Raw genomic sequence first — 20,810 nt, 5'->3', positions numbered from 1 at the left:
CCGGGCAGCCGGCCTGGGTGGAAGACGGGTTGCAGGAGGCGCCGCTGACGCCGGTGCCGGTCGTGGACACAGGTGGCGAGACCGTCACCGACGACCTACCGGCCCTTGTCGAAGAACCGGCCGCCCTTGTCGAACGTCCGGTCATCTAGCAACAACGCCCGCACCAGCCCAGGGTCACAGACCACGAACGTCTTCACTGGGCCCAGCCCCACCTCCACCACATCACCCTGAGCAGGAAGCGACCGCAAGAATCCCAGAGGATCCCGGCGCAGCACCCCGATATGCCCAAGGCCAGGAACACCACCCGCTGCACGGGGTGGCACGCTGCCACCTTCCGCCGGACTTGCGGGCTCCCGGCGACCTGCTCCACATTTCCCGAACACCAAAGGCCACCTCGTCACCGCTTCACGAAATCTCACTGAGCGGCGGGCAAAGAGGACCGCCGATCGCCATGCCCCGTGGCGACGCTGGTTACATCGCTTGATGGGGAAGACGCACGGGCCATCTGTGGTGGTGCTGCCCCACAGCCCCGAGCCCGAGCAGCCACACGCAGAGCACTCGGGTGCCACAACCGCATCAAGGGCCGCTCAGAGGTGCCACTTGGCTGGGAAACCCCACAGCCAAGCGTCTGGCCAAACTAGCCGTCTGACCAGCAAGTTTCCCCCAACCGGGGCGTCCCGCGTCAGTTGGTCAGCCTGTGAGTCTTGTAGATACCCACCATGTCACGCGTGTCCTCGTACGGGTCCTGCAGCTCGCCACCGCCGTCTCCGTCTGCCTTGACGACTGAGTGACGGACAGGCGCTGCGACGCTCGCACTCGCAGATCCGACACCGGCCAGTCCAGCAGCAGTTGCGACCACAACCATCACCAGCACTCGACAGGAACGCATCGAAACTCCTCACATAGGGGCAGATAACTCTCATCCAAGTCAGTTTGGTCATGTCTGACTTGCACGACACGCCGAGCCTCTGCTTTCTTCGGGCGCTGCCTCCTGCCCACAGCCGGGAAAGCGCCTACGCCAGCCAGCATGGCCCCCACCACGAGCTGGCCAAGTCGTGCTCGAATTTTCATCCGAGCTCCGGCGACCCGAGCCAGTGCGCGGGCGTCCCCGCCAATTGCGACTCCCTCGAGGTGACCGTGGGGCGCGGGTGCACCCCGATTGGCCCTTCCCTCGCCGCCCGGGACACCCGCTCCTGATGGCGGTCCGCGGTGGCGAGGTCGCTGACGGAGGGTCTCTCTCGTTCGGGTGAACATACCTATATGCCCTGGTTTTCCCTGAGGGCTGTTCGGCACTGTGTGTAGTCAAGTGCTGGATTTTTACAGGAGGTTCCCCATGAGGGTCTTCAAAAAACCGCGTGTCGTTGCGGTGGCGGCGGGTGCGGCGTGCGCTCTCGCGGCGGGTGCGGTCGCGGTCTCGCTGCCGGACACGGCGTCCGCCGCACGGGCTGCCGCGCCGGTCGCGGTGGCGCCGTACGCGCGGGCCGCAGCGGTCGTCAACGCGTCGGGCAAGCTGCTCCGGGGCAAGGGCGTGGCGTCGGTCCAGCGCGTCGCGGTGGGCGAGTACTGCGTGAAGATCTCCGCCTCCGGTTTCGACATCTCCACCGGGGTGAGTCAGGCGACCCCGAACCTGGGCACCTCTCGGAACCCCATCCTCGAGCTGACGCGTTCCAAGCGGCCCGAGTGCGGGAACAGCGCCAAGTCGATCCTGGTGGTAACCATCCAGAACGGCGGCCGCAAGGACCAGCCGTTCACGCTGGTCGTTCTCTGACCCCGGCCGGGTAGCGGCGACTTCACGTCGGCCGCCGGAACCGTCCGCTGCTCACGGCGCCGCGCGGCGTCCCGCTCGTGATGCCTGGCCGGAAAGCTTTCGGTGGATCGTGATGCAGGGCCGGTCGGAGCGGCAGCGGACAAGGTTGAGGGGTGCGCGAGCGGGCGTGCTCGTCGCCGGCGCCGTGGCGTGGGCCGGGGCGGTTCCTGTCCTACGGGTTCGCGCCGTCGTGGGATGTCTGGTTCGTGTGGAGGCCCGATGCCAGGAAGACATCTCCCTGGGTGACCACGGGCAGGTCGTCGCGGGCGACGGCGCGTACTTCGAGCAGGTGTCCCGCCCTGTCGATGCTGACCGTTCCCACGTGCTGCCAGCTCTGCCAGAGGTGGTAGGCGAGCAGTGCCGCGTTGTCCGTTCAGGTACTGCCACGAACGGCCTCGGTGCCCGACCGCTGCCACCCTTGAGCGTGCCGTCGGCCCGCCGTCACCCGGTCCGTGCGCAGCCGCCCCGACACCTCCGCCGACCGTCCCTTGCAGCACAAAGGCCGTGTGCGGAGAACTACGCCTCCTGAACTCCGTGCCGGGCACCGAGCTGCCGGCGCCCGGCACAGGGTTGCCGGTGTCAGGAGTCGCTGGGGGTGCAGCCGATGTTTACCACCCCCGTGTCGCTCCCGGTCGCGCCGCAGGAGGAAGTGTCCTGAGGGGCGTTCACGTTGATCACTTCCGTCGCAGGAGCCCAGTCGTCGGCGTTCGCGAGGCGCGGTGAGAAGGACACCGCCGAGAGCGAGGGCGATACCGCCGAGAGCGGCGGTCAGGCGGTGGGCACGGTTCACGGGATCACGTTCCTTCGAAACACAGACGGGTGGCCGGAACGCCGGACACCGGTGTCCCGGATGACCTGTCCCTTGTATCGGCCGGCGGTCCGGACGCCCGGCACCGTCCCTCCGGCGGTGGCGTGGCGGCCCTGCGATGTTGACCGCGGTGCAGTCGCCCGGACCACCGCGTGGCCGAACCCCTCGCCACCTGTGCTACGCCCAGCGACGAGACGGGCCTTGGGGCCTCCGTGGCCGACCGCAGGGGGTCCGGCCCCACGACGGTGGTGGTCTCCGGGACCGCGAGGACGCCGGACTGGTCCCGGAGACCACCACCGTCGTGGTCTCCGGGACCGCGAGGACGCCGGACTGGTCCCGTCCGTGGGCGGTGTGGGGCGAACACCCGACGGCGACGGCGCTCGCCGTCGGGGTCGCCGGCATCCTGCCGACCGGCGGGGCGGGTGGCCGCCCCCCGGCCGGCGGGAGTGCGCGGCTGGGGTGTGCGGCGGCGGGGATGTCAGTCCTCGCCGTCGTTGTCGCTGATGTCGGGGTCGCTGTAGTTGTTGTTGGGCATCGGGCTTCCTCTCGTCGGCCGGTGTCTAGTCCGCCCGGCATCTACGGTCCGGCCCCTCGTCCGCGGGCATGCCGGCCTCCGGCCACGGGCCGTGGTGCTGGTCGGCGTCTGCCGGCCAGGTGCCCGTCCTGCCGGCGGTGACATGGGCGCCGGGGCCTGAGGAGCATCCCTGTCACGCCGTACGGGGGCAGCCGCCGCAGACGAGCTTCGCGTCGACACCGGCCACCACGCTCCCTGAACCGATACGCTCAACGATATTGACCGAGGGGGCTGCCGATGCGTTGGCGGCCATGGCCACCGGGGCACCGAAGACCACAGCGATGACCAAGAGCGACGCGACGCATAACAACTCCTCTGCGCGAAAAGGGAACTTCCTTCCCCTCCCCTCCAGATGGGTTGCCGCCCCCGCGCTCACTCCGAAAGTCCTGCCAACGAACGGGAAGTACAGAGCAGTTGGGCAGTTGAGGCGGTTGGGCGACCGGGGTGATGGACAGGCCGACCGGCGTCGGTCGTCAGCCTGCGTCCTCGACAAGCGGTGGGCGACATGAAGAAGATCGTCACCGCTACGGTGCTCTCCCTCGCTTGTATCATGCTTGCTTCTCCTGCACATGCCGCGCCTTCGCCTCCGGAGCCGAACACCGCGTCCCCCAGGAGGCAGAACCGGCCCGCAGTGGGCAGAACACGCGGCCGTCCTCCGCCCGCTGCCCTCACGGCCCTGAGTACCCGGCTGATGACCAGGCCGGGGGGGGGCGGACGTCTATCGAGGTGCCGCGGGTGTGCGGGTGCGCGGGGGAACGGTGAGCATGGTCCGGTAGGTAGCGGCATCTTCGGGTTCGCCGACGCGTCGGCCGTCGGCTTCGACCCAGGCGTGGGCGGCGAAGGGCGGGGTGCGTACGCCGGTGCACCAGGTGGGCCAGGTGCCGTTCAGGCGGCACAACAGGGCGGTGGCCAGGGAGCGTTGGAGGCAGTAGCGGCCGGAGCACAGGGTGCTGACGGCCGTGACGTCCTGTCGGGCTTGGAGGGCGGTGGGGTAGTCGGCGGCCTCAGCGCCGTGCCGGGCGGCGCGCAGGACGGCTTGCAGGCGCTTGGGCGGGAGGTGGGCGAGCAGCCGGGCTGCGGCCACGGCCGGGTAGGCGGCGAGCCGGCGGTGTAGCGGGGGCCGGATTCCGGTCGTGTCGAGAACCTGGCTCATCGGGCGTCCTCGATCAGCCCGGCGCGGGAGAGATGGTCGATGAGGGCGGTGATATCGGCGGCGGCCTGTTCGCTGGTGACGGGGCGGGTGGAGGCGAGCCGCTCCGCGACCTGGTGGGGGGTGGCGCCGTCCAGGAGGGCTTGCAGGACGGTGGTGCCAGTGGCGTTGAGCTGCCAGTAGCGGCCGTCGCGTTCGTCGAGCAGGACCGTGCCGTCCTCAGTCGGGCAGCAGGCGACGTCAGAGCGCAACTGTGTCAACGGTGTCCTCTTCGTGGGGGTGTCGGTCGGTGAGGTGGGCGGGGACGGGATGTGCTGACAGGTCGCGCAGCCAAACCTCGACGCCGAGGGTGTTCTCCAGCCCGGGTGCACCGCCGCGGTGCATACCGGGGTTGAGCAGAACACGCCGCAGCTTGTCCTCGTCGGCGAGGCCGGCGGCGACCAGGTGGGAGGTGTCGGCCCAGTCGGCGAGCTGACGGCGGTGAGTCTTGAGGCCGCGGTACCAGTCAGGGCCGCAATGGTCCTTGGTGGTGCGCTCCAGCAGGTAGGGGGGCATCAGGCCGTCCATGGCCGCGGCCAGCAGCGGCTTGTAGGAGCGGGGACTGCCCGCGTCCTCGGGCCGGACGGTCAGGCAGGCGTTCATCACCGCATCGTCGCAGAACGGGCTGTCCACCGGCAGGTCCATCGACGTTCCGGCCGCGCGGAGCAGCCCCGCGATCCGTCCGGCTTCGCGCATCTGGTGAATCCAGGCGTGGCGCCCGACATCGGTGTCCAGCGGCTGGGCCTGCTCGGCGGTGTGACACAGCAGCCCGGCGACCTGGTCGACGGCCTGCCCGCTCGCCCATGGGGGAAGAGCCGGCCGTTCCCCCCAGGTCCGGGGCTCGCTCCCCGCCGGTTCCCGTAGCCGGCTGCCGGCCGCGGACAGCCAGGACGGGTAGGACTGCGTACGGAGCAGCATGCCCGCAGTGGCGCCGAGCGGCCACCGTGAGCGGGCCTTGTGACCCGCCATGTGCCGCAGCGCGGTGTGCGGGCTGCGGCGCAGAAGGGCGTGGACGTAGGCGGCGGGGGGCACCACCATGTGGTCGCCGCCGTGGCCCGACAGGCGCAGCACTGCTCCCCGGGTGCGCATCTCGCGCGCTGTGTGCTGGCGGCGGGCCAGGTCGCGCAGCGCCGCCGAGGGCTCCTGCCCGGGTTCGCGGCGTTCGTCGAGGCCGGTGAACAAAGGGGGGAGTTCGGCCGAGGGGAAGACCAGGGCTTCGACCCGGGGCAGGCGCTCGGCCGCGTGGGCGGCGTAGTGGTGGTCCTGATTGCCGGGTGTGTCCCAGTGCAGTGTGGAGGTGATCAGCGATGCTCCGGCCTCGGCGGCCAGGAAGCACAGGGAGGTTGAGTCCATGCCGCCGGACAAGTCGGCTCCCAGCATCTGTCCGGGGCGCACCCTCAGCGCCACCGCCTCGCGCAGGGCTCCGCGCAGGCGTGCTGCGGCCTCGGCGAGGGGGAGTTCGGCAGGCGGTGGCTGCCACCAGACGGCGGTACGGCAGGCTCCGTCGGGCTCCCAGTGCAGCGCCTCGCCCGGTGGGACGGCGTCCACGCCGCTCCACATCGCCGCACCGGCCAGCGGGTAGGGCAGGTTCGGGGCGGCCAGGCGCGCCGCGAGTTGGACGGGGTCCGGCTCCGCGCCGGTGAGCCAGGCCAGCGTGGTCGCCCGGTCCGCACACACCGTCACCCCACCCACCACCGCCCGGTACAGGCGGTGGGCCCCGGCGGCACTGCCGCGCACGTAACCGCGCCCGTCCAAGAACGCGGCCACATGGAAACTGCCGTGCACTCCGTCCATCGCCTGCTCCAGGCCGGCGATCGAACCCGCTCGCTTCAGCCGGGCCGCCAGATCCGCAGCAGTGGTCGAGGACGTCCCCACCACGGCCAGCATCCGCCCGCCCGCCGACACCGCGACCATCCCGTCCGCCCGCCAGGATCCCAGCAGCCACGGCCGCCCCGATCGGTACGACAGCACCCCGCTCGCCCGCTCCCGCAGCCGCGCCATCACACCAGACGGCAGCTCCCGGTCCGGCACCACCACGAACCAACCCGCCGACACACCGTCCACCACGCCCTCAACCCCGCCTCCCGTAGACACCCCTGCTGCCCCCCGACACACCGCCGCCCGTCAAGCAACACCACGCCCGGCGCCCCCGAGAAAGGACCCCCCAAGAAGCGGCAGGTGCCGGCCCGCACCGTAGACGGCCACGCGCCGGCACCCGCGCATCAAACAGCCTTCAACCGCAGGCCGATCAGCCCAATTGTGAGTAGTAATCCCCGGTACCTTCAGGGTAGAAGGAGCCGCCACCCTGGGTGAGGTTGGCGAAGTCGCCGACCTCCGCCAGCAGCGGAGCCTCGTACACGTCCTCAGCCTCGAACTCCAACGCATTGATCACAGAAAGTCACCTTCCCGGTCGTCGCGGGCAGTCGATCCACCCGACACCCACAGTGACTCACGAAGCGAACGCGCCACGCCACACCCCCCACGGAGGACCATCCCAACGAGGGAAACCACCGCCTCCACACTTCGGAACAGTTGACATAACGTCACCGAATGAGACTGCGGAACTCCCCCACCGGCGAGATACCAGCCCGCCTTCGTCGCGATCACCCGCTGGTGGGCCCCCGACCACGTCCGTGCCCTCACCATCGTCACCCTTGCCGGGGGCCTCGCTTCCACGCTCTTCGCACCTCTCACCGCGGCGCTCGCCGATCACCTGTCCTGGCGGGCGACATACGCCGTTCTCGCCTTGGTGCTGGCCGTGGTGACCGTGCCCGCGCATGGGCTCGCCCTGAACGCACCGTGGCCGAAGGCGCCTCCGGCACCCGCCCACGCCGTCGGCAGGGCGGATCAGGTGGCGCACAGCCGGCAGTTCTGGTTGCTGGCCGCGGCCCTGACGCTCTCCGCGTTCACCGTGTACGCCGTCGTCGTCGCTCTCGTCCCGCTCCTGCTCGAACGCGGCTTCACGACCACCATGGCCGCGTGGGCCCTCGGTCTCGGCGGCGCCGGACAGACCCTCGGCCGCACCCTCTACGCGACGCTCGCCCGCCGCACCGGCGTGACGGCCCGTACCGTCGCGCTGATCGCACTCGGCGGACTCACCACAGCCGCGCTCGCGCTCGTCCCTGGTCCGTACGCCCTGCTGGTCGTCCTGTCCGTCGCGGCCGGGATGGTCCGCGGTAACCTCACCCTGCTGCAAGCCACCGCCATCACCGACCGGTGGGGCACCACCCACTACGGCCGCCTCTCCGGACTCCTGGCCGCCCCGGCAACCGGCCGCCCCCGCCCTCGCCCCGTTCGTCGGCGCTGCCCTGGCCGTGCCGCTCGGTGGCTACCCCCGTCTTTTCGGACTGCTGGCACTCATTTCCGCCTTCGCAGCCCTCGTCGCTCTCACGGCCAGGGCACCGCGCTCCACAGCAGTAGAGGCGACGGCCCTGCGCGCAGGGCCGCCTTGAACCGGCATCCGCCGCTCAGCCGCCCGGGTCTTCATCCATGCCCCTCCGGCTGCTGACCTGCCCCAGCAACTGGGAGCGCTCGTACGTTTCCGTGCTGAGCCAGCCGCCGGCGCAGCCGCTCGATCTCGTCGTGCTGGGCGGCGAGGCTGCTGATGGCCAACGTCTTGAAGCCGGTCAGGTCGACGATCTTCTCGTCGCGGGCAGTGACCCTCCTCTTCAACTCGGAGACCTCGGCTTTGAGGCGTTCGATCTGGGCGTCGCGTGGGTCGGTGATCTCGCCGGCCGCCTGGAGCTCGGTGCGGCGCCGTTCGAACTCCTCGGCCAGGTGCTTGTAGGTACCCGGCCGCACGGAGCCCAGGGGCGCCGCCGCCCGTTGAGTGTGGCGCCCTCCCAGTCCGGGTCCTCCACGAGGATCGGCTCACCGAGCCGCCACGGTGGCCGCCACCGGTATCCCTCGGCCGACGCCGCCCGGTCCAAGTCGATGTACTTTGCGGCTTGGAAGCACTCTTCGATGCACCACCTGATCCCGGCTGCGAGCACCAGCGCGGACAGGGCCACCTCTCCCGGTGACCAGCACAGGTAGAAGGCGAGTTCGCTGGTCGCGGGGTTGCGGCGGATCAGCAGGCTCCGGTTGTGGTCGGGGCCGATCTGGACCCAAGCCCAGTCGTAGTAGCGCGGGCCCTTGGCCCCTGCGCCGGCGCTCTGTCGCTGCCAGGCGCCCGGGGGCAGTGCGGCTGCGGCTGTGTCTGCCTGGACCACCGTGCGGTCCTGGTTGATCCGCACGCGGGTGGTGCAGGCGACCGCCAGCACGTAGCCGACCCCGCGTGCCTCCAGGGCGGAGCGAAGCTGCGGGTCCTGGCCGTAGACCTCGTCGCCGGTGACCCAGGAGGCGGTGCACCCAGCGTCCAGCGCCGCTTCGATCATCTGCCAGGCCAGGCGGGGCTTGGTCACGAACTCGACGTCCTCGGGGACGCCGGAGCCCGACCGGCGTTCGGTGTCCTGGCACCAGGTGTGCTCGGGGAGGTAGAGCCGACGGTCTATCAGCGCCCGTCCCTGTGCAGAGGCGTAGGCGAGGAAGACCCCGACCTGTGCATTCTCGATTCTTCCCGCAGTGCCGGTGTACTGCCGCTGGACGCCCGCCGAGCGGTCGCCCTTCTTCAGGAACCCGGTCTCGTCCACGATCAGCACCCCGTCGCCGCCGAGGTGGTCCAGGACGTAGGAGCGGACCTCGTCGCGGACCTCGTCGGCGTCCCAGCGGGCGCTCCGCAGCAGTCGCTGCATCGGGCCGGGGCGGGTATGTCCGGCTTGTTCGGCCAGTTGCCAGCAGTTCTTGCGCTCGACGCCGGACAGCAGCCCGAGCACGAACGCCCGTGCCGTCGCCCGGGGTTCAACGCGCCGGAACCGACCCGCGATACGGGCCATGGCCTGGTCGAACATCGCCCGCCAACGGGCGGGGTCTACGCTGTGGCCCGCGGCCATCGCACCATCTTCAGGAGTCCACACAACCTCTGATGATCACGCGGTGGCCGCTCCCGTTCCCGGCCGGGTCCACCTCAGTGCTGATCTCCTCGCTTCGCCCGTCGGCCGCTCGTACCCGCCGACGCCAAACCGGTGGACCCAACGCGGCTCCTGACCGGCCAAGATGAGCGCATGACCAGCGAACCACTGCAGATCCCGCTCGATCAGCTCCGGCACGCCTTCGAGTTGGCGCTTCGACACGTTGAAGCGTCAGCCGGCAACACGGTGACACTCGAACACGACTATTTCTGGTCTGTTCCGGGCGATGAACTCTACGACGTCCCCAACGAACCGAGCACGATCACGATCGGGCAGCTATCCGAGTCGTGGCAACACCTTGAGGGCCTGCTCGCCTACGAGGACCGGGCCGTGGGCTACCACCTGGTCTGGCTTGCCGACGTCATCCGGGCGATCGGCCAGAACACCGTCAGCTAGCCACTACGGCAGCCCCACGTGACGTCAAATCACGAAGTCGTACTGGAGTACTAGGCCCGCACCGAAGTTCGCCGAGCCAGCGGGATCCGGCCTCGCCGTGCGGGGAATTGCCCTCTGACAAAGGATCTTGACCGGTTTCGGTTTCCAGGGGGACGGCCTGTCGGCTCAGTCATCCGAGGATCGTGACGTCCACGCCCCTGACAGACACTGCCCGGTCTCCGGCCTGGGCCCAGGCCGGAGACCGGGCAGCACATCAGGCCGCCCAACAGAAACCGGAGCCGGTCAAAGTCACCTGGCAATCGGTCACGATCACCTGTCAGAGGTCAGGAATGATGACCTCTGACAAAGGATCTTGCTCGTTTGTCAGGTGATCTTGACGACCGGCAGGTTTCTGCCACTTGATCTTGACCGGTGCCTCTCGTCTGGTGGGGGAGACCGTGGCGGTTGCCGCGCTGGCGTATGGGGATGCCGTCCTGTCGGCCCTCAGCTGCCCGACGCGCCGCCCGAGGGGTGAATGCCGCCGAGAGTGCGGGACCTGCGATCCGATTGCTGTCGTCGCCTTCCGTTCAAACATCTGGAGATGTACATGCGCATTCGGACCACAGCAGCGGCCCTAGGCCGTGTCTTCAAAGCTGTTTTAGGTGTTGAGGGATCATGTCGGTTGTGGTGCGTCGTCATGAGCTGTCGGATGCTGAGTGGGCTGTCCTGTCGCGGTTGTTGCCGAGTTCGGGGACGGCGGGGCGGCCGCGGTCGGATGACCGCGTGGTGCTGAACGGGATTGTGTGGAAGTTGCGTACGGGGTCGGCCTGGCGGGATGTGCCGGAACGCTACGGCTCCTGGCAGACGCTCTACACGCGTTTCCGCAGGTGGGCGCTGGATGGCACGTTCTCTCGCATGCTGCGGGCTCTGCAGGCGGAGAAAGATGCGGCCGGGGACATCGACTGGCTGGTGTCGGTCGATTCCACGATCGTGCGGGCCCATCAGCACGCCGCCGGCGGCAAAAAGGGGTCACCGAGGGGGACGAAGCGGGTGATCACGCCCTCGGCAGATCCCGAGGCGGACTGAGCACCAAGCTCCACCTGGTCTGCGACGGACACGGCCGCCCACTCGCCTTCGTTCTGACCGGCGGGAACGTCAACGACTGCACTCGCTTCGAGGAGGTCCTGGACGCCATCTGCGTTCCCCGCATCGGTCCAGGCCGGCCACGCACCCGGCCCGACCACGTCATCGCGGACAAGGGCTACAGCTCCCGTAAGATCCGCGCCTACCTGCGAAAGCGCGGCATCCGCCACACGATTCCCGAACGCATCGACCAGGCCAGCGGCCGCCTACGCCGAGGCTCACGTGGCGGCCGACCACCGCGTTTCAACAGGGAGGTCTACCGACTCCGCAACGTCGTCGAGCGCTGCTTCAACCGGCTCAAACAATGGCGCGGCCTGGCCACCCGCTACGACAAGACCCACGAGTCGTTCCAGGCCACCGTCACCATCGCCTCAATCCTGTTATGGATCTGACCTTTGAAGACACACTCTAGGTCTCGGCCTTGTCCTGGCCGGCATCATTAGCTCACCCGCCATGGCAGACAACGGCTCCAACCCCGAGGCGATTCTCCCCTCCTCGGCCGGAGACCAGCAGTACAACGCGGGCCGCCGCCCGGGAAACAGCCTGATCAAGCCGCAACAGCAGATCAAGGGCGGTAACGCCAACAGCTATAACCCGAACACCGGACTATCGGGGATCGCCAACAAGAACGACTTCCACGACAACAAGATCGCCGCCTTGCTCTTCTCCCCCAACTAGCCCGAGGAACAGCCCACCCGCCGGCTGATTCGCTCCGAGACGCCCGGACCTGGTGCAAGGACCGTGACATCGTCCGGGTCCTCTGTCGCGACACGACGGGCCTTACCGAAGGTCACTCTCGCCCAGCCCCCACACGGCGATTCTGTGTCGGGGCTGGTGTCAGAAATCCGCTCTTGATGGGGTGGCGAGCCTGCGTACCGCCGGTTCCACCGTGACCGAACTCGCGGCGCAGGCCCTCGCGGCCGGCGCCCCGGGTCCGCCCCTGCGCCGGATCCTGGCCGGGATGGAACCGCTGCTCGAACAGGAGCGCCCGCACGTGTGCGGACCAGGCCCCGTCGTTCCGCCCGGCCCCGCCGCAGCAGGCCGCCGACGCGGCGCCTGTGATCCGCCAGCCGCCGTCGGCGGACGATGCCTTCGGCGACCCTGTGCCGGTCCGGTACTTGCTGGAGGAGGCGTGGCGGAAGGGGATCCTGCCGTGGAAGGCGTCTACCATGCGCACCTACCTGAAACGCTCCCGAGAGCGTTTCATCCCGGTGCCCGAGGGTGCACTGGACGGGCAGACCGTCCGGTACACCGAGGACAAACTGAGGGCCTGGCGCGCGGCCTGGGAGAAGCAGGCCAGTCCCACCACCGGCCGCCAACCTGCAGGCCCTCCGGAACCAGTGTCACGCTGACGGAGGGTGACTGTCACACCCCTTCGTGATGTCAACTCTTACGTGTCACGCCGCCCAAATCCTGCCCCTGTTTGTCCGTTTCTCGGGGCTGCAGCGCCGCCGCTTCCCGTCGTGCCAATGCAGCCAGAACGGCTGCGACGCGATCCCGACCACCTCGGGATCGCGGCCCAGCGGGATCAGCCGATCCCGCTCCAGCCACGACTCGTAGCCCACGTGGGCTACGAGTCGTGGTCGAGTAGTACAGACCCGCGAAACTCTCCCCGCCCTTGGCCCAGCGGAACTCCCGTACCGGATCGGCTCTCTCGAACCGGCGGTTCCCAGCCCTGGCCCAACGACAGCCGACGGCGCGGCCCGGACTCGACAAACCCCAGCTCAAAGGCCGACAGGATTCTGCTGTTGGACCAGGACACGGACTCCTCCCGGCCCTGGTCCCTGCCCGGGGGGAAGGTCGAGGACGGGGAGAGTCTTGAACAGGCTCTGGTCAGAGAGATGGCCGAGGAGACCGGCGTCGAGGTAGAGGTCGGCAGACTGCTGTACCTGTGCGACAACCAGAAGGCGCACGTCACTCACATCACCTTCGAGGCCCGCCGGGTAGGCGGGCAGATGGGGGCGGTCAAGGAGGGCGCGGACACGAGGCCGATCCGCAGCGTCGAGTTCGTGGCGCTGGACGCGCTACCGAAGCTGGGGTTCAGCGATCTGTTCGTGAAGCTCGCCCGGGACAACTTCCCGGGCGTCGGCTCGTACATGGGGCCGAAGTCCGCGATCGGCCTATGAGTCCAGTGCGCTGAGCAGGAGGCGGTCCAGGCCGCCCGGCGTGGACGCGGCTCCGCGGTCGGCGGCGTCGGACCACCGGTTGAGGCGGTGCGCAAGCTCCCACGCTCCGAGCCCGGCCGCGTCCGTGGTGCCGGGGTTGCGTACGAGGCGGATGCCGACACCGCGCGAGGAGCCCAGCAGATAGCGGGAACGCACCGTGGTCGCCGCCACGGTCGTACCGGGTGTGTTCCACGCCGTGCCGAACAGGTACCGCTGCACCGGCTGTGCCTCGGGCTGATCGGGGCCCCCGGTGTCGGGCGCGCACTTCACGGCGCGACGCCGACTCAGCTGCCGCCACCCGGCCCCCGGGCCCTGAGAGGGAGGTTTGAGAGGTTTTGACCGCGACTTGCCCTGAAGAGCACTCCGCAGGGGTTGCTTCAAGATGCTGTCCGTTGCTGTTCGCTGGGGCAACGGACGATAATCGGCCTGTGGACTGGTTGGAGCGAGCTCGAGCTGCGGAGCAACTTCAGGATTGGGACGCAGCGATCGCGCTGGTAAGCGCCCATGCCGAGTGCTTCTCCGATGATCCGGACAAGCACGACAATCATCTGTGGCACATGGATCTGCTGGTCCAAGCGGAACGGATTCCAGAACTTACGGAGCTCGCCCTCAGGGATCGCCACGCACTTCGGAGACTCAACAGGTCGCTTCGGGAGCGAGGTATGGAGTCCGCGCTGCGCGAGCGCGCCGAAGACGGTGACCGTTACGCCCTGTACGTCCTTGTCCGGCTGATGTGCGAGACGGAGCGGATGCATGAAGCACTGAAGGTGATCCAAGACATCGACCCGGAGAACAGGTACGCACACCAGATTGTGGCCAGTGATTGCTGGCCATAGGTGTCCGGCTATGGCCTTCTCGCGAAGATGCCGGTGTCGACCTCGGTGAGGATGTCGAGCTTGACCAGGCGTTTCAGCTTGGCGCGGGTGCCTTCGACGTTCTTCGGCAGCAGCTCGTGGCCGAGAGCTTGGCAGACGTCCCTCGCCCGTTGTGGTCCGGTCGCGTGGTTGAAGGCGTCGAGGATGCGGGGGTAGTCCGGGTGCTCGGGCAGGTCCGGTGGGGCAGCGGGAAGCCGGTCGGCGAGGCTGGTGACGGTGGTGCGGGTGATCGCGAGATGCTCCAGATGGGTCTCGGCCTCCCGCAGCCGGTTCTGCAGGCCGTCGATCTGTTCACGGAGGTCGCCGGCCAGAACCCGGGCAGCTTGTTCCTGCAGTTCCAGGGCGTCGAGCAAGGGCTGGATGTTCATGCTGCGACCGCCTGTGCCTCGCGCCAGGTGGGGGTGTTCGTGCCGGTGAGCCGGCGGGTCATGACGTGGGTCATGGCCCAGTAGACGCGTGAGGCGGAGGAGGAGGGGTGGTGCTCGTAGTCGCGGACCAGGCGCCGGTGCAGTATCAGGGTTCCGTAGGTCTGCTCGACCCTCCAACGCTTGGGCTGCGGCACGAATCCCTTGATCTGCGGGTCGCGGGCGACGATCTCGACGTCGATGCCCAGGCTGGCGCCGTGCGCGACGACCTGGTTCTTGAAGCCCTGGTCGACGAGAGCTTTGCGGACTGTTCCGCCCATCTGTTCGGCGACCTGGTCCAGCAGGACGATCCCGCCGCGTTGTCGTGGGTGTTCGCGGCCAGGACGACGACCGCGATGACCAGTCCGAGGACATCCACCGCCAATCCCCGCTTGCGGCCGGGCACGCGCTTGGCCGGGTCATGGCCGCTCGTGTCGGCGGGGACCCCGGCGGCCACATGGACACTCTGCGTGTCCAGGACCACCAGGGCCGGGTCCTCTAATCGCCGGGCGCGTTCGCGGACCTGGCACCGCAGGAGTTCGTGGATGACCTGGTCGGTCCCCTCGTCCCGCCATGCGGCGAAGTAGTAGTAGGTCGCGCTCTTCTGCGGCAGGTCATGCGGTAGGTAGGCTCACTGGCAGCCGGTTCGTCCCTGGTACAGGATCGCGTTCACGATCTCTCGCATGTCGTAGGCACCCTGATGGCCGCTGACCGACCGATGCCGGCCCTTCCACGCGGTGATCACCGGCTCGATCAACGACCACTGCTCGTCCGATAAGTCATTCGGATACGGCTTGCGTTCACTCACCTGGTCACATCACCAGATCAGCGACCGTGGGGTCGGCAGGTTCCGCCCCACCACCACACCATCAGGTGACAGCAAAACCCCTCGAAGACTAACGAACCGCCCACTTAGACCTCGGAGCGGAACCTGGTGTCCAAAGCACCACGGACAAGCGAGTGCGACATGGAGAGGCTGATCCATGAGACCAGCGTGTTCCGAGATGCTCTCAGTGGCCCGGGAAGAGCGCGCTGGCGCAGACCGGCTTGTGGAAGACCAGTCCTGCCAGCCGGGCCTCGAACGAGCCTGCATTTCCGCCCTTGAGGGGTGGCTCTGACGAGGAGCGGGCGCCACTCCTCGCACGGGAAACGCTGTGTCGAAAGTGCTCCGGGGAGAGGAGCCGGCCTTCTCCCGCCGGGATAGCCGGGACCTCACCCTGGCAGGCCAGCGGGCGGATTCGCCCACGGCAGACGAGAAAGAGCCCCAGAGGACTGGAACCACTACCGGCGACCATGTCAACGTACATGCTCCCCGGAATACACCAGTCAGAGAGACGATCCAAGCGGTGCGAGTACGACTGCTCCCGCCTTCGTTTCCCGTCTCGCGCACTGGTCCACAGCAAGGAAGCCCACATGCCGAACGCCGCACTTCGATCGGCCCGCGTCACCGCCCCGATCCTCCTGGCGCTTGGCGCCATGAACGCATGGACCGCCCAGATGAAATCCGACTACGCAGCCCTCTCCACGGCCCTGTGCCTTTGCGTCTGCGCCGCCGGCCTTTTCGGCGAGGACCTAGTGCAGCGCGGGCATCGCCAGGACCTCGTGGTGCTCGCGCACATCGCGGCTCGCCCGGGTGTTGAAGCCCGTGGCATCGCCCGTGCCGTCGGTGCCCCCGAACGTGTCGTGGCTCGAAACCTCAGCCGACTCACAGAGGACGGGCTCGTCCTCTTGGTTGAAGACGACGTACACCCCGCGCTCAGGTCCTACCGGCTGGCTACTTAGTTCTCGGTTGAGGGGCGGAATATAGGCCACGATCCCCGGTTACCGAAACCGGGGATCGTGCAGAGGATTGATGGTGTTCGCACTCGGCTGTGCTTGGCGGTGGAGCCGTGGCGGACGCGGGCCGCCCGGGCCCATCCCCTCTCGTCCCTCTTAGAGGTCCTAACAAAGGCGTTGGACGTGGCGGTGGGTGATGAGGCAGGCTGCGAGGCCGAGGAAGGCTTCGTGGATGTCGTCGCGTCTTTCCCATCGAACGCGGAGACGTCGGAAGCCGTGGAACCAGGCGATCGTGCGCTCGACAACCCAGCGATGAATCCCGAGGCCGGAGCCGTGCGCTACTCCGCGGCGGGCGATGACTGGTTTGATGCCCTGCGCCCAGACCAGGCGGCGGTACTTGTCGTGGTCATAGCCGCGGTCCCCAAGCAGGACGTCAGGCCGTCGACGTGGCCGTCCCACGAGCCCTGGGACCGACGGGATCTTGGCGAGCAGGGGCATCAGTTGGGTGACGTCGTTACGGTTTCCGCCGGTCAGGGACACCGCGAGCGGGATGCCCTGGCCGTCGACGAGGATGTGGTGCTTGCTGCCCGGCCGCGCGCGGTCGACCGGGCTGGGGCCGCTTTTGGGTCGCGCCGAGCGGCCCGGACGTGGGAAGAGTCGATCACCGCCCGCGACCAGTCGAGCTGTTTCGCCGCTCGCAGCCTGGCCAGCAGCACGACGTGAAGCCGGTCCCAGACGCCTGCCTCATTCCAGGCAGCGAGTCGGCGCCAGCACGTCATGCCTGAACCGAAGCCCAGCTCCTGCGGCAGGTACTCCCACTGGATCCCGGTATGCAGCACGAACAGGATGCCGCACAGCGCTTGGCGGTCAGGAACTCTCGGCCGGCCGGGCACCAGCTTCGGCGCCGGAACAGGCAACAACGGCTCTATCAGCAACCACAGTTCATCCGAGACGATCCACGGACGTGTCTCTCTCTTCCCCACGTACAGCCCAACGAGCACCCAAGCCGATAGTCACGTCATCTGAGGCTTCTGTTAGGACCTCTTAGGAGGTGCTCCATGCCTTCACGATCGCCGTTCGCTCCCCCGGCTGTGTCTGAACCCGCGAGCGCTGTACGCGACGCCAGCTTTCTCAACGTAAGGGATGCTGCCGCGTACCTCGGCATATCACCGCACACGCTCTACGTCTGGCGGCACCGACGACAGGGGCCGCCGAGCTTCCGCATGGGCCCTCGCGGGCGCGTCATGTACCGGCGGACAGCTCTTGATGCCTGGATTCATGAGCAGGAATGCGCAGACTCTCGATCCAACTCTGCTTTGAGCCCGCTGAGTGCGCATCCGCAGCGACCTACGAACACCGGTGCTTGACGCACCGAACACTGTCGGGCGCCGCTCATGTCATCTTGAAAGGAAACCTGTTGGCCGGTTACATCGAGGATCGTTGGCTCAAGAAGAAGAAGGACCCGGTCACCGGGAGAAGGGAGAAAACCGCTCGCTACGGTAAGGGCAAGCGGTACAAGGTCGCCGGCATACCTGGCGTGCGAGACCGAGCCTTTGATGTGCTGGAGGACGCCAAGGCGTGGCTTCGCCGGGCGGCCACGGACGAGGAGCGAGGCGAGTTCGTAGACCCGCGCGATGGGTCCATCACGCTGGCCGACTATATTGCGACGCACTGGACGCCAGGTCGAGGAGGTGCTCCGAAGACCCAGGACGGTCAGGAGCGTAGAGCGCGTCTCCATATCATCCCGTACCTGGGCCAGCTTCCTCTCAGGAGTATCGCCGCATCGGATCTGCGTGCGTTCGTAGCCAACTTGGAGTCGAGAGTTTCGTCGGTCGACTACCAGCGCGGCATCCTGTCCGAGCTTTCCTCCATCCTGGAAGCGGCCGTCGACGACAAGCGCCTCGCGCGCAACCCCATGCACGCAAAATCTGTGCGGTGGCCCAAGTCGCCACGGGAGCGGCGCGATGCGTGGCCGATGGCTACGGCACTGCGGGTCCGCGATGCCATCAACGAGCGGAACAGGATCGCCGTCGCAGTCGGTCTGGGCTGCGGACTCCGCCAGGGCGAGGTATTCGGGCTGAGTCCGGAGGACATCGACCATGAACGCGGCATGCTTCACGTTCGGCGCCAAGTGCAGGCGATTCACGGAAGGCTGTACTTCGCCCTGCCGAAGGGGAAGAAGATCCGCACCGTGGATCTGCCCCCCTCGGTGGCCGAGGAACTCAAGCGTCACATCGAAGCGTTCCCGCCGGTTGAGGTGGAGCTGCCGTGGGGGAAGCCGGAGGGGGAGAGGAGGAAGTCTTCTCTGCTGCTCACCACGCGCTTCGGCAACGCCATCGCGGTGAACGCGTGGAACACCTACACCTGGAAGCCGGCCTTGGCCAAGGCCGGTGTCATCCCGCCACGTGCCGAGGGGGCGAAAGCCTGGCAGTGGGCGGCGGCCCCGAAGGACGGTTTCCACGTGCTTCGGCACACCTACGCCTCGATCATGCTGGAAGCCGGAGAGTCCGTCGTGACCTTGGCGCGGTGGCTCGGACATTCCTCGCCAGCGATCACTCTCGGTTATTATGCTCACTTCATGCCGGAGGCCGGCAGCAAGGGGCGCGGCGCCATCGACGGTCTGCTTGGGGAGGGCGGGGCATCGGCTCGCTAGTCGAAATTCCCCAGATTCTCCCCAGCGCCGTCGACCGGCGATTCCCGTCTCTGTCCCCCGCAGCGCCCCTCCATTGATTGTAAGGCTGAAGAGGTGGGTGGCCTGGGAAAGTGCTGCAAGAAGTCGTAGCGACCCGCTATGTCACGCCCCTGCGTGAGGGTGGTTCGCTCCCCGGGATCGTCGAGGCCGACGACCTGGGCACGTACACGATGGAGTTCACCACCCTTGCCGTCACCGCTCTGCGTGCCGCGACCTCCTGAGGCCGGTCGGCCGCCCGGTCGGCCGCCCGATCGGCGGCCGGACGGTGTCCCCGGTGCCGTCGGGTTCTGACGCCGACGCGCGAAAGAGCTCCGGACCGCGAGGGCGGGAGCGATACTGATCGTGACAGCCGTTCCGCCGCCGGGCCGGCCCGGCGGGGGCGCATCATTGTCGATGTCTCCGAGGGGAGCCTTCATGACCACGGCGAAGGACCTGTTCACGATCGCCACGGACGCGGGGCCGAAGAACTCCGTGGGACAGGGGGACCTGTCGCTCGCGCTCGCGGGAGCCGAGCTGATCGATCTCATCGGGGTGGAGGCGGTCGCTGTGGACGGCGACCGCATCGTGCCGGGTGTGGTGCCGGAGCAGGACGACCGGCTCATGGGCGAGGCCGCCGCGGCGCTCGTTCGGCAGGCGCCCTACGAGCGGATCGAGGACTGGCTGTGGCGCCGGGGCCGGGATCTCTCGGCCGCGTACCAGAGCGCCCTGGAGGAGGCCGGTGAGCTGACGCCCAAGCGCGGCGGCCGCCTCTCCTTCGGCTCGCAGCGCGTGGAACCGGCCGATACGCCCGCGCGCCGCCGGGCAGCCGAGCGCTGGGAGCGGCGGGAGCCCGTCCTGACCGCCCTCGCCTCCGTCGTGGGCATCGACGGCGAACACCACGAGGACGAGACCGGCTTCGACGACGAGGCGGTGACGACGGTCGTGGCCATCGTCCACGACGCGGTGATGGAGCTGGAGGCCGTACGCCAGCGGAGGTCCATCGAGAACGCGGCGTTCGCCAACGTCTGGCGCGGTCCGTGAGCCGGACGGGGGCGCGCCGGGTGTATTGACCCGACGGCGAGGGGCGCACGGTCGAGCGGGAGGCAGGACGAGATGACGGAAGCCGACCCCGGGCTCTTCGGGCCCGAATCGGTCACCTGGCAGATACACGGCGACCCGATGATGTGGGTGGCGGGGGTGCGCGCCCTGTACCTCCAGGCGCTGCATCCCCGGGCGGTGCGCGGCGTCATGGAGAACTCCGACTTCCGCAAGGACGCCTGGGGCCGGCTGATGCGCACGGCCGGATTCGTCGGGACCATCACCTACGGCACCACCGAATCAGCCGAGAAGGCGGGCGCCCGGGTCCGCCGGATCCACCGCCTCCTCAAGGCCACCGATCCGCGCACCGGCGAGACGTACGGCGTCGACGACCCCGAACTGCTGCTGTGGGTCCACTGCGCGGAGGCCGACTCCTACCTCCAGGTCGAACGGCGCTCCGGCTTCCCGCTCACCGACGCGCAGGCCGACCGGTACATCGACGAACACCGCCGCGGCGCCCGGCTCGTCGGCCTCGACCCGGCCGGCGTACCCGCCACCACCGCACAGCTCGCCGCGTACTTCGATCGGGTAAGGCCCCAACTGGCCGCCTCACCCGATGCGCTGGACGTCGACGACTTCCTGCGACGGCCACCGGTCCACCCCCTGCTGGTGCCCGCCCGTGCCCTGCTGTGGAAGCGCGTCGCGACGCTCGCCTACCAGTCGCTGCCCGCGTACGCCCACGAGCTGTACGGCAGACCCGCGCCCGCGGCGGCCGCCGTCGACCGGCGGCTGCGCACCGCCGGGACCGTTCTGCGGGGCATCCCGGCCCGGCTGCGCTGGCAGCTCCCGCCGGGTCATATTCTGAACGCGATGGCGAGGCTGGGTCCCGGCAGCCGCCCCACCCCGTACAAACTGAAGAGGCAGGCAGCCATACTGGACGGGCCGGGGAGGGCGCAGCAACAGCAGGCGGAGTGAC

22 protein-coding genes and 3 pseudogenes are annotated in these 20,810 nt (G+C 68.6%); 13 read left to right on the top strand and 12 right to left on the bottom strand.

Annotated features, from left to right (window positions below):
• Positions 1-1,333 precede the first annotated feature (1,333 nt).
• Positions 1,334-1,768: a hypothetical protein gene (locus OG892_RS01700; RefSeq protein WP_371628258.1), complete on the top strand. Its 435-nt coding sequence runs from the start codon at positions 1,334-1,336 to the stop codon at positions 1,766-1,768.
• Between the two features lie 211 nt (positions 1,769-1,979).
• On the opposite strand, the gene OG892_RS01695 is transcribed toward OG892_RS01700, so the two are convergent.
• The 5 genes from OG892_RS01695 to OG892_RS01675 form a co-directional block, all read right to left on the bottom strand.
• On the bottom strand, positions 1,980-2,129 hold the full coding sequence (locus OG892_RS01695; RefSeq protein WP_371628257.1) for a hypothetical protein: 150 nt from the start codon (positions 2,127-2,129) through the stop codon (positions 1,980-1,982).
• 1,778 nt (positions 2,130-3,907) lie between these two features.
• Positions 3,908-4,342: a lasso peptide biosynthesis B2 protein gene (locus OG892_RS01690; protein ID WP_371628256.1), complete on the bottom strand. Its 435-nt coding sequence runs from the start codon at positions 4,340-4,342 to the stop codon at positions 3,908-3,910.
• A complete protein-coding gene (locus tag OG892_RS01685; protein ID WP_371628255.1) occupies positions 4,339-4,590 on the bottom strand; it encodes a lasso peptide biosynthesis PqqD family chaperone in 252 nt (83 codons plus the stop codon). The genes OG892_RS01690 and OG892_RS01685 overlap by 4 nt, the downstream gene beginning before the upstream one ends.
• Positions 4,580-6,445 (bottom strand): asparagine synthase-related protein, encoded by a 1,866-nt coding sequence (locus OG892_RS01680; RefSeq protein WP_371628254.1) that lies wholly within the window; start codon positions 6,443-6,445, stop codon positions 4,580-4,582. Before OG892_RS01680 ends, OG892_RS01685 begins: the two co-directional genes overlap by 11 nt.
• Before the next feature lie 181 nt (positions 6,446-6,626).
• The gene (locus tag OG892_RS01675) at positions 6,627-6,770 is read right to left on the bottom strand and encodes a lasso RiPP family leader peptide-containing protein (RefSeq protein ID WP_371628253.1); all 144 of its coding nucleotides are present in this window, start codon (positions 6,768-6,770) and stop codon (positions 6,627-6,629) included.
• Between the two features lie 189 nt (positions 6,771-6,959).
• On the opposite strand from OG892_RS01675, the pseudogene OG892_RS01670 reads away from it, so the two are divergent.
• Positions 6,960-7,830 (top strand): annotated as a pseudogene (locus tag OG892_RS01670) (MFS transporter); the annotation flags it as partial.
• A 31-nt stretch (positions 7,831-7,861) separates the two neighbouring features.
• Here OG892_RS01670 and OG892_RS01665 read toward each other — a convergent pair.
• Together OG892_RS01665 and OG892_RS01660 are read right to left on the bottom strand one after the other, a co-directional pair.
• Entirely contained in the window at positions 7,862-8,050 is a 189-nt protein-coding gene (locus OG892_RS01665) for a hypothetical protein (RefSeq protein WP_371628252.1), read from the bottom strand.
• Positions 8,047-9,309 (bottom strand): IS701 family transposase, encoded by a 1,263-nt coding sequence (locus OG892_RS01660; protein ID WP_371628251.1) that lies wholly within the window; start codon positions 9,307-9,309, stop codon positions 8,047-8,049. Before OG892_RS01660 ends, OG892_RS01665 begins: the two co-directional genes overlap by 4 nt.
• Positions 9,310-9,480: 171 nt before the next feature.
• Between OG892_RS01660 and OG892_RS01655 the strand changes: the two genes are divergently transcribed.
• The 3 genes from OG892_RS01655 to OG892_RS01645 all read left to right on the top strand — a co-directional run bounded on the left by OG892_RS01655 (position 9,481) and on the right by OG892_RS01645 (position 11,583).
• Positions 9,481-9,783 (top strand): hypothetical protein, encoded by a 303-nt coding sequence (locus OG892_RS01655; RefSeq protein WP_371628250.1) that lies wholly within the window; start codon positions 9,481-9,483, stop codon positions 9,781-9,783.
• A gap of 654 nt (positions 9,784-10,437) precedes the next feature.
• Positions 10,438-11,297, top strand: a protein-coding gene (locus tag OG892_RS01650) for an IS5 family transposase (RefSeq protein ID WP_371628189.1) whose coding sequence is annotated in 2 segments (ribosomal slippage) — positions 10,438-10,798 and positions 10,798-11,297 — 861 coding nt in all. Because the reading frame shifts where the segments join, the coding sequence is not laid out codon by codon here.
• Between the two features lie 61 nt (positions 11,298-11,358).
• Positions 11,359-11,583 (top strand): hypothetical protein, encoded by a 225-nt coding sequence (locus OG892_RS01645; RefSeq protein WP_371628249.1) that lies wholly within the window; start codon positions 11,359-11,361, stop codon positions 11,581-11,583.
• 767 nt (positions 11,584-12,350) lie between these two features.
• On the opposite strand, the pseudogene OG892_RS01640 reads toward OG892_RS01645, so the two are convergent.
• Positions 12,351-12,595 (bottom strand): annotated as a pseudogene (locus tag OG892_RS01640) (hypothetical protein); the annotation flags it as partial.
• Positions 12,596-12,653: 58 nt separating this feature from the next.
• Here OG892_RS01640 and OG892_RS01635 point away from each other — a divergent pair.
• The gene (locus OG892_RS01635) at positions 12,654-13,031 is read left to right on the top strand and encodes an NUDIX hydrolase (protein ID WP_371628248.1); all 378 of its coding nucleotides are present in this window, start codon (positions 12,654-12,656) and stop codon (positions 13,029-13,031) included.
• Here OG892_RS01635 and OG892_RS01630 read toward each other — a convergent pair.
• A complete protein-coding gene (locus OG892_RS01630; RefSeq protein WP_371628247.1) occupies positions 13,026-13,340 on the bottom strand; it encodes a hypothetical protein in 315 nt (104 codons plus the stop codon). The two genes, OG892_RS01635 and OG892_RS01630, sit on opposite strands and share 6 nt — an antisense overlap.
• 158 nt (positions 13,341-13,498) lie before the next feature.
• On the opposite strand from OG892_RS01630, the gene OG892_RS01625 reads away from it, so the two are divergent.
• Positions 13,499-13,906 (top strand): hypothetical protein, encoded by a 408-nt coding sequence (locus tag OG892_RS01625; protein ID WP_371628246.1) that lies wholly within the window; start codon positions 13,499-13,501, stop codon positions 13,904-13,906.
• Between the two features lie 8 nt (positions 13,907-13,914).
• Here the strand turns inward: OG892_RS01625 and OG892_RS01620 are convergent, their stop codons facing one another.
• Both OG892_RS01620 and OG892_RS01615 read right to left on the bottom strand, forming a co-directional pair.
• Positions 13,915-14,313, bottom strand: a complete 399-nt coding sequence (locus tag OG892_RS01620) for a hypothetical protein (protein ID WP_371628245.1) — start codon at positions 14,311-14,313, stop codon at positions 13,915-13,917.
• A pseudogene (locus OG892_RS01615) lies at positions 14,310-15,157 on the bottom strand (IS5 family transposase). Before OG892_RS01615 ends, OG892_RS01620 begins: the two are co-directional and overlap by 4 nt.
• 605 nt (positions 15,158-15,762) lie before the next feature.
• Here OG892_RS01615 and OG892_RS01610 point away from each other — a divergent pair.
• Entirely contained in the window at positions 15,763-16,131 is a 369-nt protein-coding gene (locus OG892_RS01610) for a winged helix-turn-helix domain-containing protein (RefSeq protein ID WP_371628244.1), read from the top strand.
• Between the two features lie 159 nt (positions 16,132-16,290).
• Here the strand turns inward: OG892_RS01610 and OG892_RS01605 are convergent.
• Positions 16,291-17,108, bottom strand: a protein-coding gene (locus OG892_RS01605) for an IS5 family transposase (protein ID WP_371631554.1) whose coding sequence is annotated in 2 segments (ribosomal slippage) — positions 16,291-16,776 and positions 16,779-17,108 — 816 coding nt in all. Because the reading frame shifts where the segments join, the coding sequence is not laid out codon by codon here.
• A 75-nt stretch (positions 17,109-17,183) separates the two neighbouring features.
• Between OG892_RS01605 and OG892_RS01600 the strand changes: the two genes are divergently transcribed.
• The 5 genes from OG892_RS01600 to OG892_RS01580 all read left to right on the top strand — a co-directional run bounded on the left by OG892_RS01600 (position 17,184) and on the right by OG892_RS01580 (position 20,809).
• Entirely contained in the window at positions 17,184-17,492 is a 309-nt protein-coding gene (locus OG892_RS01600; protein ID WP_371628243.1) for a helix-turn-helix transcriptional regulator, read from the top strand.
• A gap of 50 nt (positions 17,493-17,542) precedes the next feature.
• The gene (locus OG892_RS01595) at positions 17,543-18,778 is read left to right on the top strand and encodes a tyrosine-type recombinase/integrase (protein ID WP_371628242.1); all 1,236 of its coding nucleotides are present in this window, start codon (positions 17,543-17,545) and stop codon (positions 18,776-18,778) included.
• Positions 18,779-18,888: 110 nt separating this feature from the next.
• Positions 18,889-19,038, top strand: coding sequence for a hypothetical protein (locus OG892_RS01590; protein WP_371631762.1), 150 nt, complete (start codon positions 18,889-18,891; stop codon positions 19,036-19,038).
• A 193-nt stretch (positions 19,039-19,231) separates the two neighbouring features.
• On the top strand, positions 19,232-19,837 hold the full coding sequence (locus OG892_RS01585; RefSeq protein ID WP_371628241.1) for a GPP34 family phosphoprotein: 606 nt from the start codon (positions 19,232-19,234) through the stop codon (positions 19,835-19,837).
• A gap of 72 nt (positions 19,838-19,909) precedes the next feature.
• On the top strand, positions 19,910-20,809 hold the full coding sequence (locus OG892_RS01580; protein ID WP_371628240.1) for an oxygenase MpaB family protein: 900 nt from the start codon (positions 19,910-19,912) through the stop codon (positions 20,807-20,809).
• Position 20,810: the final 1 nt, after the last annotated feature.

It is taken from the genome of Streptomyces sp. NBC_00341, assembly GCF_041435055.1.
In the GTDB taxonomy this organism is placed as follows: Bacteria; Actinomycetota; Actinomycetes; order Streptomycetales; family Streptomycetaceae; genus Streptomyces.
Note: the sequence above shows the minus strand (reverse complement) of the source record. Positions and strands in the feature narration are given on the sequence as shown.